This window comes from Leptospira noguchii serovar Panama str. CZ214 (genome assembly GCF_000306255.2).
Taxonomy (GTDB): domain Bacteria; phylum Spirochaetota; class Leptospiria; order Leptospirales; family Leptospiraceae; genus Leptospira; species Leptospira noguchii.
Window position 1 is genome coordinate 198390 of sequence record NZ_AKWY02000021.1, and the last position, 14639, is coordinate 213028.

Annotated in this window: 8 protein-coding genes, 1 tRNA gene and 1 pseudogene; 4 read left to right on the forward strand and 6 right to left on the reverse strand. The window is 36.5% G+C overall.

Annotated features, from left to right (window positions below):
* Window positions 1-79 precede the first annotated feature (79 nt).
* The 4 genes from ileS to LEP1GSC059_RS11225 form a co-directional block, all read right to left on the reverse strand.
* A complete protein-coding gene (gene ileS, locus LEP1GSC059_RS11210; protein WP_017215765.1) occupies window positions 80-2824 on the reverse strand; it encodes an isoleucine--tRNA ligase in 2745 nt (914 codons plus the stop codon).
* A gap of 7 nt (window positions 2825-2831) precedes the next feature.
* The gene (locus tag LEP1GSC059_RS11215; protein ID WP_002177142.1) at window positions 2832-3485 is read right to left on the reverse strand and encodes a leucine-rich repeat domain-containing protein; all 654 of its coding nucleotides are present in this window, start codon (window positions 3483-3485) and stop codon (window positions 2832-2834) included.
* A gap of 15 nt (window positions 3486-3500) precedes the next feature.
* Window positions 3501-5729 (reverse strand): phosphoribosylformylglycinamidine synthase subunit PurL, encoded by a 2229-nt coding sequence (purL, locus tag LEP1GSC059_RS11220; RefSeq protein ID WP_020980832.1) that lies wholly within the window; start codon window positions 5727-5729, stop codon window positions 3501-3503.
* 697 nt (window positions 5730-6426) lie between these two features.
* Complete coding sequence (locus LEP1GSC059_RS11225) at window positions 6427-7797, reverse strand: protein-disulfide reductase DsbD family protein (RefSeq protein WP_020980792.1); 1371 nt, start codon at window positions 7795-7797, stop codon at window positions 6427-6429.
* A 598-nt stretch (window positions 7798-8395) separates the two neighbouring features.
* On the opposite strand from LEP1GSC059_RS11225, the gene LEP1GSC059_RS11230 reads away from it, so the two are divergent.
* Window positions 8396-9115 (forward strand): hypothetical protein, encoded by a 720-nt coding sequence (locus tag LEP1GSC059_RS11230; protein ID WP_017215768.1) that lies wholly within the window; start codon window positions 8396-8398, stop codon window positions 9113-9115.
* 144 nt (window positions 9116-9259) lie between these two features.
* Here LEP1GSC059_RS11230 and glnA read toward each other — a convergent pair whose 3' ends face one another.
* Window positions 9260-10681: a type I glutamate--ammonia ligase gene (glnA, locus tag LEP1GSC059_RS11235; RefSeq protein WP_002177188.1), complete on the reverse strand. Its 1422-nt coding sequence runs from the start codon at window positions 10679-10681 to the stop codon at window positions 9260-9262.
* Window positions 10682-10995: 314 nt separating this feature from the next.
* On the opposite strand from glnA, the pseudogene LEP1GSC059_RS20795 reads away from it, so the two are divergent.
* The 3 genes and pseudogenes from LEP1GSC059_RS20795 to LEP1GSC059_RS11255 form a co-directional block, all read left to right on the forward strand.
* Window positions 10996-12255: pseudogene (locus LEP1GSC059_RS20795) on the forward strand (hypothetical protein); the annotation flags it as partial.
* A gap of 77 nt (window positions 12256-12332) precedes the next feature.
* Window positions 12333-12406: transfer RNA gene (locus LEP1GSC059_RS11250), tRNA-Met, on the forward strand.
* 16 nt (window positions 12407-12422) lie between these two features.
* Entirely contained in the window at window positions 12423-12713 is a 291-nt protein-coding gene (locus LEP1GSC059_RS11255; protein WP_017215769.1) for a Cys-rich protein, read from the forward strand.
* A gap of 660 nt (window positions 12714-13373) precedes the next feature.
* Here the strand turns inward: LEP1GSC059_RS11255 and LEP1GSC059_RS11260 are convergent.
* Entirely contained in the window at window positions 13374-14267 is an 894-nt protein-coding gene (locus LEP1GSC059_RS11260) for an IS982 family transposase (RefSeq protein ID WP_017215770.1), read from the reverse strand.
* Between the last annotated feature and the right edge of the window lie 372 nt (window positions 14268-14639).

Genomic DNA, 14639 nt, shown 5'->3' on the forward strand with positions numbered 1-14639 from the left:
CAAAACATAATACAATTTTAATGTATTTCAAAGAAAAGCAATATCTGTTTTTTTACGCCTGTTCCTGAATGTGTAGAGATTAACCAACCACCGACTTACAACGACTGCAAAGATCTCCTTCTTTAAAAATATCTTCCGTGTGTCTCCAACAACGAGGACATTCTGTTTGAGTCGGTTTTAAAACTTTTACGGAAAATTTTTCGTTTTCATAAAAGGATAAAACGTCCAAACCAGGATTTTTTTCGTGAACTTGAGAAACCACAAAAAGAATTTCTAAAGTTTCTTTCGGTAACATTTTGGTTAAGTTCATTCCGTTTTTAGATACAATTTCCAAACCGGCCTCAAGAGACTTACCCAACTTGTTTTCTTGTCTTGCAATTTCCAGAGCTTTCTGAACAACTTCTCTCGCTTGTAACACAGATTCGAACTTATCTTCTAAGTTTTGATTCTTCCAAAGTTTCAAATCTGGAAAATTTTGTAAAAATACGGAATCTTTTTTTCCATTAGAGGCCCATACTTCTTCTGCGGTAAAACTAAGAATAGGCGCCGTCAAAATACATAATATTTCCAGAATATACTGAAGTGCCGTTGCAGAAGATCTTCTAGTTTTGGAATTTCTATCGTCGCAGTACATTCTATCTCGGATCATATCAAAATAATCTTGGGATAAAGTTACTGTACAAAATAAAATTAATTTCTGATAAATCTGATGAAACTGATAGGTCTCGTAACTAGCACCCACGTCTTCCACAAATTGAGAAAGTTTAGAAAGATAAAATCGATCCAATTCTTCCAATTCTTCAAAAGGAAGATTTTGCTCCGAAGTATGACCATCCAAATTTCCCAAAAGATAACGAAACGTATTTCGGATCTTACGATACTGTTCGGAAACGATCTTTAAAGATTCTTTACCTACTTTAATATCATCTCTAAAATCCAGAGAACTGACCCATAAACGAAGAATATCCGCTCCGTAAATTTGAATGACGTCCGCAGTAGGATCAATTCCGTTTCCGAGAGACTTGGACATAGGATGACCTTTTTCGTCCAAAACGTAACCGTGGGTTAAAACTGTTTTATACGGTGGAATTCCTCTAAGCGCCATAGAAGGCCAAAGGGAAGATTGGAACCAACCTCTATGTTGATCCGAACCTTCGAAATAAAGATCTGCGGGAGATTCGTTTTTACGTTCACCTAACACTGCAAAGCTGGAAACACCAGAATCGAACCAAACGTCTAAAATATCATTTCCTTTTTTGAAGGAATCGTTTCCACATTTCCCACACTTGGTTTCCGGAGGAAGAAGATCCGTTGCCTTTTCGGAATACCAAATTTCGATTCCTTTTTCTCTTACCATCTTTGTAAAAAATTGAATCGAAACGTCATCGATATGAGTTTGCCCGCAGGATTCGCAAGTAAACGCAGGAATCGGAACTCCCCAATTTCTCTGACGGGACAAACACCAATCCGGTCTTGCCTCCACCATAGAACGAATTCGAGTGATCCCCCAAGAAGGAATCCACCTAACATCGTCTATTGCGGAAAGTGATTTTTCTCGTAACTCGTTAAAATCCATTTTAAAAAACCACTGAGGAGTCGCGCGGAAAATTAGAGGTTTTTTACTTCTCCAACTATGAGGATAAGAATGTTCAAACTCGCTGTGATGCAAAAGTAAATTTTTGTCTTTTAAAAGTTGAATGATTTCCGGATTTGCATCGAAAACTTTTTTTCCCTGCATCAAAGGAAATTCATCGGTATATCTTCCGTAATCGTCTACAGGAGAAAACGGCTCCAACCCAGCCGCCAAACCTACTTTATAGTCATCTTGGCCATGTCCGGGAGCAGTATGAACACAACCCGTTCCAGCGTCCAGAGTTACGTGATCTCCAAACAAAGGAATAGATATACGATCGATAAATGGATGTTGAAATTTAAGAGCAGAAAGTTCGTCCGAAGAAATCGACTTTACCTTGTTAAACGAAACTCCGGTCGCAGAGGTTACGTTTTCCACAAGACCATCCGCAAGTATAAATTCTTCTCCAGATTCCATTTTAAAAATAGAATATTCAATTTTTTTGTTAAAGCAAATTCCAAGATTTGCAGGAAGTGTCCAAGGAGTTGTAGTCCAGATCAGACAGAATTTTTTTTGTTCTCCTACAATCGGAAATTTTACATAAATAGAAGGAGAAACGTGAGGATAATATTCTATTTCCGCCTCCGCGTGAGCAGTCGCCAAATCGATCGACCAATAAACAGGCTTTTTCCCTCGATAAACATAACCTTTTTGAAAAAGTTCTCCGAATACTTCCACGATTTTCGCTTCAAAATCGGGGGACATGGTTTTATAAATTCTATCTTCTTCCCAAAAGCATAAAAAGCGACTTAAATCCTCTCCTTGTTTTCCTACAAATTCTTCAGCATAGTTTCTACAAAGCCGTCTCAGTTCTTCCGGTCCAGTTTCACGCGCCTTCTTACCTAAATTTTTTAAAACCTGAACCTCGATCGGAAGACCATGACAGTCCCAGCCAGGAATCATATCTGCATAAAAACCGGCTAAAGATTTGGATTTAACGATGATATCTTTCACGATCTTATTGAGTGAATGTCCAAGGTGAAAATTTCCGTTCGCATACGGAGGGCCATCGTGAAGTACAAATTCTTTCTTTCCTTTTCTTTGTTCTTTCATTTTACGAAAGATTTGTCCGGACTTCCAAGATTGTATCTGAGCCGGTTCTCTTTTAGCCAGATCTGCTTTCATCGGGAAATCGGTTTTCGGAAGAAGAATCGTGGAAGAATAAGGATTTTCTTTTTGGGTTTCGCTCATAGTTGTATCAATAATCTATTTTTGTATTTGGGAGAATTGCTTGTAGTTTATCAGCGTCCTCTCCCTTCAATAATGTTTTTTTAATATTCAATCTTTTTAAATGAGTCAAGTTTTTCAATTTATTATAGTTAGAAGGAAGTATTTTGATCCCAGGATTCAAATTGAGATCCAATTCTTCCAAACCGGAAAGGGAAGATAAAATTTCAATGTCCGTTTCGGTCAACGTAAGTTTATTCTGATCAAAGTATAAAGTTTTGATCAAAGGTAAAAATAAAAGTTCCGAAGGAAGAAAAGTAAAATCGTTATTTCCTAAAAGTAATACTTTCAAATTCTTTAATTTAGAAAAAGAAGATGGAACCGTAGTCAAATCGTTCCCAAAAAGATTAACTTGTTCCAAGTTTTTACAGGTTCCGATCCAATCGGGAAGAAAATTTAAACTGTTCAAACGTAGATCCAACTGAGTCAAGTTTGGAAAAGAACAGACTCCTTCTGGAATCGAGGTTAATTTTTGCATTCCTAAATCTAAGATTTGAACTGATTCAGATTTTCTTTTTGCTTCTTCTAAAATTTCTATCGCGCTTTTTTTACAATCGATCCAAAAAATTGAAATTAAAAAAAAGAAATAGATCCTAAAGATTTTTTTTAAAGATAGGGAATTCATTGGTTTGATCCTTTTTTATAATGCAAAAACCGTCTCCAAACCTCTTTCATAAGATTCGTTTAATTCTTGGAAAGAAACTCTAATATCGGTGTCTTTGATTTCTAAAATTCCGGAAGAATTTGTTTTTCCTATCGGATAAAACTTTAATCCTCGAACTTCGGTTTGTTTAAGAATCTCTTCTTTTGAAGAAGAAGCAAATCCTATCAAAACCGTCGTCGAACTTTCTCCAAAAAGGGTTAAATCCTGTCGATTCCGTCTAAGAGCCGTTAGGTCTGAATCGATCCCTAACCCCGAAAAAAGAACCGTTTTAGAAAGTGCAACCGCAATCCCTCCCAAAGAAAGATCTCTCGCGGATTTTAAAATTCCATTTTCATTTAAAAAAAGGATTAGTTTACAAAGTTCTAATTCTTCTTTGATGTCCAGCTCCGGAATACTTCCGTTGACCTGACCGTAGATTTCTTTCAAGTATTCACTTCCTCCGAGAGAAGGACGAAAATTTCCGAGAACCGCAAGCTCAATTCCGACCTCTTTCGGAAAATTGAATATAAGTTTTTTCTTATCTTGTAAAATTCCCACCATACCAATTGTAGGAGTGGGAAAAATCGGTCCTTCCGGAGATTCATTGTAAAAGGATACGTTACCTCCAGTTACCGGAAGACCCAAAAAACGACAAGCATCCCCCATTCCTCGGATACATTCAGAAAACATATAGTAATTTTCCGGAATATAAGGATTTGCAAAATTAAGATTATTAGTCACTCCGTAAGGAGTTGCACCGGTCACATATACATTCCGAGCCGCTTCACATACTGCAAACTCCGCACCTTTATAAGGATCCAGATACGTATATCTAGAATTACAATCAGTTGCAGTCGCAAGCGCCTTGTTCGTCCCAGGAATAGCGGAAAGTCCTCCGTCTAAACCAGGACCGATCAGTTTTACTAAACCGACTTCGCTATCGTATTGTTCCGTGATCGGTCTTCTGGAACATACATTCCAAGAAGAAAGAATTTTGAGTAATATTTCTTTTGAATTGGTCACGTCTGGAATTTCATCCGGTTTCCAAGTTTTAACCACATCCAGATAAGAAGGACGTTTGGTTTCTCTTTCGTAACGAGGAGCTCCTCCACCTAACACGAGTGATTCGGCGGGAATTTTAGCTTTTAGTTTCCCGTCCATATAAATTTCAATCATTTCGTCCGCTGTAACTTCTCCGATTTTAACAGCGTTTAAATTCCATTTTTCGAATATAGATACGAGTTCCGATTCTTTTCCTTTTTTAGGTACAACCAACATTCTTTCTTGCGATTCGGATAACATCGCTTCGTATGCGTTCATTCCGGTTTCTCGAAAAGGAACAAGATCCAGATTGATCCTCATTCCAGTTTTTCCTTTGGCACTCATTTCGGAAGTGGCGCAAGAAATTCCAGCGGCACCCATGTCTTGAATTCCGATAAGAAGTCCTTTTTGAATCGCTTCTAAACTTGCTTCCATCAATAGTTTTTCCATAAACGGATCACCTACTTGAACCGCGGATCGTTTAGATTCTGATTCTTTAGAAAGATCCTTAGATGCAAAAGAAGCTCCGTGAATTCCGTCTCTTCCGGTCGTAGCTCCTACAATGTAAACAGAGTTACCAACTTGTCCACCCGTGGTCGCACTTGCCATCTGATCGTGACGAACGATTCCTACGGTCATTGCGTTTACAAGTGGATTTTTAGAAAAACATTCATCTATAAATAGTTCTCCGCCCGACACTGCAATTCCAAGTGAATTTCCATAATCTCCGATTCCTTTTACTGCACGAGAAAGTAGATATTTATTTCTAGGTTCATCTGGATTTCCAAAACGAAGTGAATTTAGAGATACAATTGGACGAGCACCCATCGTAAAAATATCTCTCATAATTCCACCTACACCAGTCGCTGCTCCTTGATATGGTTCTACAGCCGTAGGATGATTATGACTTTCTATTTTGAAAACAACTGCTAAACCGTCGCCTATATCCATCGCCCCGGCGTTTTCTTCTCCCGCTTTTGCAAGTAGTTTATCCGAAGTTGTCGGAAGAGTTTTTAATTTTAAAATTGAGTTTTTATAAGAACAATGTTCCGACCACATTGCGGAAAAAATTCCTAATTCGGTAGAATTTGGAATTCTTCCTAAAATTTCCTGAATCTTTTGAAATTCTTCTTTGGTAAGCCCGTGTTCCAGGGCGTCTTCTAAGGAAACGACGTCTTTTTCCATCGTTTGTCAGTATTTTTTTTAAGTCGCACTCTGAAAATCAAATATTCCGTAAAATTAAGGTGTAGTTCCGACCAAATTATTTTGTTCTGGTTTTGTAAAGTAAGTCTGTTAGATCTTGAACTTGTTAAAGTTCCCACAATTTCAAAAGGCAAGCACTTCTTGTTAAAAAACGACTGTGGATCATATAACGTAAAGTAGATTCATTGAATTCTAAAAAGCTTACAGATTTTTAGAATTCAACTTTTTAAACCAAGATCCATTTTGTCGAAACAAGTTAAAAACAAAACACTTCATAAAATCTAAATAACATACATACTGCTTGTAGCAAGCCGGATTTTCTTACGTCCTGCTCACGTTAAATGTATCTACAAATTCTTACCCAGAACTACATAGTAGAATTCTCGATAAAAATTTAAGATATTCAATTTTATAGAAATGAGTAATACGATAAGATAATTTGAATTTTAATAGAACTTTTATTTGGACGCAAAATTTTAGATACTTAATTACTTAGAAATTTTTCAAAACTACATAAAAAATTATTAATGTTTTTACTGAAACAAGCTTTTATGATAAATGGCGATATTCCATTACATAAGCACTATTCAGTAAGAGTAAAAGCAAAACTGTATAAAATCATAGTTATACGAACTTCATTAAATTAAAAATTCAATCTATCTGTATAAATTCGGATTCTTTAAAGTTGTTTTAAAATTTGGATCATCGTAGAAGTGTCTTGATAATCCGTATTCTTATATAAAAGATTTCCATTGGCGTCCAAAATTACAAAAAACGGCAAACCTATTTTCAGTTCCTCAAAACGTGGATCTTTTGCGTACGTTTCAAAAATAGGATCTTGGTCTTTAATTTTCAAAAGAACAGCACTTTGTAAAGCATAGTTCAAAGCGGAATCATTTTGAGTAAGTTCCTCGAACGTTTTACAGTTCGTACACCAATCAGCATAAAAATCGATGAACACTTTTTTTCCGGTTTCTGTTCCTTCTGCATAAGCCTTAGAAGGAATTCTATGCCAGGAAAGATTTCCTTTCGTTTCCATTTCTACAACAGAGGCGGAACTGCCCCCCCCCAGACTATACGTCACTAAAACGATAAGCCCAACAGCGGACAATACTACCCCTCCTAAAAAGAGAGCTTTTTTCATTCTCACATAACGATTCCATTCGTCTGGAAGAAAAAAATAGAGACAAAAAAATAAAATTAAAATTCCAAACGCCACCAAAGGAATGAAAGAATCCGGAATTCCCCAACTCGAAAGAGATTTTTGAAAATACGTATAAGAAAAGTATAATACAAATATTCCTAAAATCCACTGGACCCAACGCATCCACTTTCCTGATTTTGGCAGACTCAAACCAAAAACGCCTATCATTAAAAAAGGAAAACCTAAACCGATTCCAAACAAAAACATCTTAAAAGAAGCAAGAAACACAGAACCAATCGAAATCGCTCCAGCCCCCGCGGTGATTTGCAAAAGAATCGCCACAACAACCGGCCCTACGCAAGGAGAAGAAAGAAGCCCCGCTCCCATTCCCAGTAAGAAAGTTCCACCACAACCTTGTACTGTTTTTACTTCTTTAGATTTAAAAAGAGGAAGATGAATCAGGTCCAATGATCCCAATGCCAATAAAAAAATCAAAATGGAAAGCCCTAGGTTCACGATAGGATAACGCAGAACAACGTTAAACGCTCCTCCGCTAAAACCTGCAATCAATCCAAAACAAGAATAAGTTACAACCAAACCAAGATAATAAATCGCAGGATGGAGAATTTTTGGAGAACCCTCTCCCCTGGCTCTTACGATTCCCACTGTAATCGGATATAAAGGGTAAACACATGGCAATAGACTTGCCAAAATTCCACCCATTACCAAAATCAATCCGGTTGTTGGGCCTTCGCCAGAAATACCTTCTAAAACTGTTTTTCTAAGAGACTCAGATACGGCCTCCGCAGAAACAGGAAATACAAAAAAGCAGATGTTCAAAACTACAAAACGTATTAGAGAATTTTTATATATTAAAATTTTAGATAACACAAATAAAAAGACCAAAAAAGAAATCTGGTTCCGAGAACTATGCTTCAATTAAAAAAACTGAGGTCAACCTCATTCCCATCAAAGTAATTTTCGAACTCGTAGTTTAGACTTGGAACTAATTTTAAAAAATTATTTTTTTAGTCGGCGAATCCTATAGAATTCGCCACGACCAATGACCTCAAAACAAAAAAATATAGAAGTTCTTATAAATTACATCGATCCCGATATTTAGCGCAAATTCGGAGGAAGAAATCCGTTTTATCATAGGTCAATTTTTTCGTAAAAAAATAGATGTGGGAACTCTCACAAATCGTGGATTTACCAGTTAAACTTTGAAAATTGGGAAACTACTACAAAAAAAATCATCGTTTGTTGCACAAAATCGCAGTTTTGCGGCCGTCATCAAAATTTAAATCCTATTTTAACGTGAGTTCGACGCGAGTAAAAATTTTCTAAAAGTATGAGTTCCTACAATTTCAGGAATCGATCTCTAACTTTTTTCAGAACCATGAGTTCATTCACGTTAATTGAAGAAAATTCGATCCAAAACTCTATTACTTTTTCAAGATTCCGTTCTCACCTAAAAATCGAAATTTGCCGAAAATTATTTTGAATGCGAGTGGGGATAATCAAACCAATCTATTGTATTTTATTCGGAATCCTTTTGAGTTTTCCGATTTCACCAGAAATAGACTTAGATTACAACTACGAGTACGAAAAAAACGGTCCTTATACTAAATTTTCCGATTGGGTGCCTTATAAACTTCATAAATGGGAACCCAAATTTTTAGAAGACTATTACCAACTCTACGGCCTCAAACTTCACTACGGCGAAAACGAACTTAAAAGAAACATTTACTTTTTAAAGATAGGACTTAAGAAACGGTTCAGACATCCTAAAAACGCTCTTTGTCCAGTTAAAGACGAAGACGAATATTATAAATATCGCAATCTTCTTTTTATGCACATTAATCTTCAGATTATGCGTTCTTATATGAGGATCGCCTCTCAATTTGATAAGCGACATTTATATTTTTATAATCTGGATTTTGCATACGACTTAAACCGTTCTTTCGAAGTGGCCGATGGTTTTTATAAAGAGGCAATTCCCTATTGGAAAGAAGCCCAAAAATACGCCGATCGTTCTTCCGAAATCGATTCTGATCTGGATCTAGGAACAATAGAAACGGAACGTTATGAAATCATCACAGGCAAATTGGATTTCGGAACGATCATAGAGGATCATCTTTCTCGCTTGGACAAAAAAAGAAACACGGTTCGGGAATATTTAGCCAAACATCCCGACGCGAACAAACCGCTTTTAGAACAGTAAGACGAAACCTTGTCGTATCTCCGAAAAAACCAGAGCGCATAAAAAAAGCCCGAGTTAAAAAAACCGAGCTTTTTTAAATTCCATTCCAATTCGAAAATTTTTTAGAACACTCCCCAAAAGGAGCGTTCTAAAAATTGACTTGAATCAGCAGGAATAAGTAGTCAAAAATTCAAACGGATGAGGTCTACCTTCCCAAGGCCAAATTTCTGTTTCAAACTTATATGCTTTGTAAGTTTGAATGAACTCTTCCGTAAACACATCACCTTTTTTCAGAAACTCTTTATCAAGAAGCATGTGCTCGACGGATTCCCTGAGAGTATGAGGCATTTGTTGAATTCCTTTTTCGCGAATTTCATCCAAAGAAAGTTCAAAAAGATCTTCCTCCCGAGGAGGTCCCGGATCCATTTTCTTTTGAACCCCATCGATACCCGCCATTAGCATCGCAGCAAAAGCAAGATAAGGATTTGCGGAAGAATCCGGAAAGCGGAATTCGACCCTTCTTGCCTTGTCTCCGTTTACAAAAGGAATTCTACAAGAAGCGGAACGGTTCTGAGCCGAATAAGCTAAAATAGAAGGAGCTTCAAAACCAGGAAGAAGTCTTTTGTAAGAATTTGTAGAAGCGTTTGTAAACGCAGCACAAGACTTAGCGTGAGAAAGAACTCCACCGATATAATGCATTGCAGTATCGCTTAAATTTTGATAACCTTTACCTGCAAAAAGGTTCACACCGTTTTTCCAGATGGATTGGTGACAGTGCATACCGTTACCGTTATCTCCATAAAGAGGTTTTGGCATGAAGGTTGCGGTTTTTCCGTATTTGTGAGCAACCATCTTTACGATGTATTTTAATTTTTGAACGTTATCCGCTGCTTCAATTAAAGTGCCGAACTTTACACCAATCTCACCCTGACCCTGAGCCACTTCGTGGTGAACTACGAAAGTTTCCATTCCAATCTGATGAAGAGTTTTTACAATATCCGCTCTCAAATCCACTTGAGAATCAACGGGAGCTACCGGAAAATAACCTCCTTTAGTACCAGGGCGGTGACCCGTATTGGTAGAACCAGGAAAATCAGTATGAGAATTCCAAATCCCTTCGGAAGAATCAATTTCATAATATTGAACATTGATCGCATCTCTTACTTTGATATTATCAAAGATGAAAAATTCATTTTCAGGTCCGAAATAAGCGGTATCCGCAAGACCAGAAGACTCAAGATATTTGAGTGCTTTTTTTGCGATGGATCTAGGGCATTTTTCGTAAAGTGTACCTTTATAAATATCGAATACGTCGCAGAAAACTACAAGTGTAGAATCGGCAGTAAAAGGATCTAAAAAGATCGCGCTTGTATCCGGAATCAGTTGCATATCGGATCTATCGATCGGTTGCCAAGCTGGAATGGAACTTCCGTCAAACGGTAAGCCTTTGAAAGAATCTTCGTTAATGGAACCGGCGTGATACGATACGTGGTGCCAAGCTCCTTTGATATCCGTAAAGCGGAAATCATAGAATAGAACGTTATTCGCCTTTGCATAGGCAATAACTTCACTAGGTGTTCTGGACATTCTGTTCTCCTAATTGTTTTCGATTATAATCATGAATCTCTAATTCAAGCGTAGAGTAATTTACACTTTTTTTGCAAATATTGTACCAATGAACTGAAATTCGATGTTTTTCAAGAAAAAGAAAGAAACTCTGTTTCAAGATCGAATTCGAAATCAAAGTAAAATTCCTTGAAAGACAGGCAAGCTCTAAAATACACTACGGTTGCAGATTTTATCGTTTTTCCAGTTCCATTGGCAACTAGCATAAATTTCGTACAGAGTCCGTACCGATAATTTACATTCTGCATAAATATTATTCAGCATTTGAGAAACTCATGAGACAAATTCATCTTTTAACCGAAACGGAATTAAAACAAAGATTCAATCCAGAAACTCTCGAGTCTTTATTTGAAAATTCTCACCCGTCTGCTTTGAAAGAATTTTCAATTCAATTAGAAGTTTGGGCTCAAGAAAGAAATGCAAAATATTGGATCGAATTCCCAGATTCTATTTTTGATAAGATACAACTTGAGAAGTCCGAAAAAACGTTTTTTCGTTCTATCTCCCGACTTGGAGAAACCACATCTAAGTTTCCATCTAAAATTTTTCCGGCCTACGTTTGGGAAGAATCACTTCATTTTCCATTTGTTTCGAACGAACCTACAATAGTTTCTAAAATAGCAAAAATAGAAGAAACCATAGAACAAGTTTGTAAAAAAAAGAATCAAAAAATAAGAAACACATTCAAACTTGAATTTCAAATTTTATCCGAAGATATTTTAGATCTGGAAAAGATATTAGAATTTCCGATCCCAGAAAATTTTACGGAAAAGATATTAGAAAAACAAGAAGGACTTTTTTTAGTCACTCCTAAATTAAACGGAGTTCAAAGCCTTTTTGCAATCTATCTATTCTCCAATGTTTCGAGGAAAATCAAATTCAATTTTTCTAAACTAATTATCGATCTTTCCGAAAACAGTGAAATTCTACCTACTTTATTTTCTCGCTCTGGTGCAGTTATTTCTGCAATAGACTTCAAAAATTCTCCTAATTTTATCAAAGACGAAAACGGAAATTTTTCTTCTTTAGAGATCTCTGTTCCACCTTGGTTGAGTCCTTCGTTTTTATTTTTGGTTTTAGATTCTACTCTTTTAGATGTTTGGGAGAATTTAGATCTGAATCTAAAAATTCCTACTTTTTTCCCTAGTTTCCAAAGAAACGAATCTTGGAGAGAACTCACCGAACATAGGTTTGCGTCCCGAATTTCTAGACACGTAGGGGAAGAAGAATCCTTTTTTCATTCTATTCTACAAAGTGAATACAATGTCGCCAGAAACGCCCTTCTTTCTATTTTAGAAAATAAAAAGAAAGAATTGGAAGAATTTGATATTCCGGAATTATTAAATCGTTTGAAATCGATCCAGGAATTACTAAGAATCTCTTTGGATACAAACATTCAAAATGACTGGGAATCGATTCAAACCGAAATCTCAAATTCACTTTTGGAAAAGTGGAAAGAAAAAAAGGAATTAGAAAACAAAAACATAGGTGAAACTTTTTCGGTATCCGCTTGGAAAATTCTGTTTGAAATCTGGACGGAAGGAAACCTTGACAGTGCAATTCCCTTGAAAAAAATAGCACTGGAACCGATTAGATCGGGTCTTATCAAAGCGGCGACGTAGCTCAGCTGGTTAGAGCAACGGAATCATAATCCGCAGGTCCGGGGTTCGAATCCCTGCGTCGCTAATCGTTTCAAAGGAGAATGACGTTGAAATATTTTTTTCTATTGATTCTTTCTTTTCTAATTTTGGCAGGTTCTCTATCTGCTCAATCCGCGTCTTGTAATGAGATTTGCGGTTTTTATTCTGGTTGTGTAGATCAAAACGCGCCTAGAAAACTCAGCGCCGAAGAAAAAAACAAAGTGAAAACCGGCTGTCTCAATTCCTGTAAAAAACACAGCGCCGCCGTTGCTGCTTGTTTTGAAAACCACAAGAGTCAGTGTAAACCGTTCAACGAGTGTATCGTAAGCACTTACAACACGAATAAAAAATAAATCTCAACCTTTCATAAAACTTTTAGAATATAATAAGTTTTTGATTTTCCTAAAAAGAGCGGATCTTCCGCTCTTTTTTTATCCTAAAACGCGATCTGTCGAGCGACCCATAGGGAGTTCATAACCAACCCCACAAGTATTTGGATCTCAATATTAAATCTGTGGGAATTACGACAAATCCTCTGTAAAACTGAGTTCCCACCCCACAACGCGATTCATAGAGAGCGTTGTGCTTTAGTTTCAAACGCGACCTGTCGAACGACCTAAAACGCTTTCGTAAAAAGCGTTTTGCTGAGTTCAATTTTGATTCTAAAATCCTATTCAACTTGTGGGGTTGGTCATGATAGGGAGTGAGACGCTTTAGTTACTTCGAACGACCTGCGGAGCGCGACCCAGGAAACTCTGCGAATGCCGCACCTCTTCTTTACAGTCGTCATCCATCACTGAATTTAACACTCCCATAGAAAAGTAGTATCGTTAAAGTTTATCAACAACGATCTGCTTGTTAATCGATCAATTGCAAAACTTACAAGTGTAGGGCTTTTACAATCATTAAACAGAGAAAAATTTACAAAAGACTATCGATTTAGATTTTAATCCTCTCGTTTTTTATTACGAACTGATCAGAACTTTTTTGTAATACTTTAACGTGAATTCGGTCTAAGGAGAGATTAAAAGTTGTAAATTGTCTTTAGATCTCAAATTCAAAGACGGTTTTTTTGGAAAGAATGAAAATGCAACTAAACCACTTAAAAGATTAACAGCCCAATTGCAAAAACTCCGATGTCTAGTATGTTGAATTTGGCAGATATTTTTAAGTTCATCGTTAACCGATTCAATGATAGCTCTTTTTCTTAGAAGAATTTTATCAACCAAGGGCATTAATTTATTTTTCATATTCTTTTTAAGTTTTGTAATGAGTTGAATTCCCTTTTCATAAAGACTTTCAAATAGAGATTGACTGATGTATCCTCTATCTCCGAAAAGTTTATCGTAAATCTTTTTAACAAGTGGGAAAGTCACTTTCGAGTTTCTGTCGTCGACGTTTCCAGGAGTGACCATAAATGATAATATTTCACCTTGATCATTTACGATTAAATGTAATTTAAAGCCGTAAAACCAGCCTGTGCTTGATTTCCCTCGTTGTGCAATGTTTTTAAATACTTTATGAGAATGGATTCTTCTGTTGTCGCATACTTTGAGAATTGTAGAATCAATGAACGATATTCCGGAACATTTTCCCATACAAGTGTTGGATAGAAAGGAAGCTATAACAGCTAACACGTTAGGCATCAGTTCAACGAAACGATTGTAACTTACCGCTTTTGGGAATTCGGATTTCAGATTCTTTTTTATTTCTATCAAATAAAAATTTTTAAATTCTCTATAATGAGAAAGATGAAAATAAACTACGATTGTTGCTACCTCACTCAGGCTGAGCTGAAATTTACGATTTCTTTTTCCTGCCACGGGACTCAATATTTTCCCGTTCCAATTTATTTTTTGTTGTGTACAATAATCGTCTATTGCACAAAATATTGATGTCAGATCCATATTGAACTCCTTTTTGCTGAAAGTTTGGTTCAATATGGATCTGGCGCTTTTGAGTACAAGATCTTTCTCTTTTTTCCCACCTTACGCCGAACTCACGTTACTTTAAAATAATCTGAGGTCAGTAGAATTTTTTTAAAATGTCAGTTTTTATATCCTGAAGATTTATCTGTAAAATCGCAATTTGTGGTAATTCCCACATTTTACTTTTTATGGAAAATTTTAGTTTAACGTGAGTTTGGCGTAAAGAAATCTGGGTAAATAAAAACTCAATACAGCAACTTCCGGAACTCAACAAAACGCTCGCTATGGATCGCATTTTGGAGCGTCGCTGCAGTTCGCAAATTTCAAAGCTAAAATGGCTCACGACTTGTC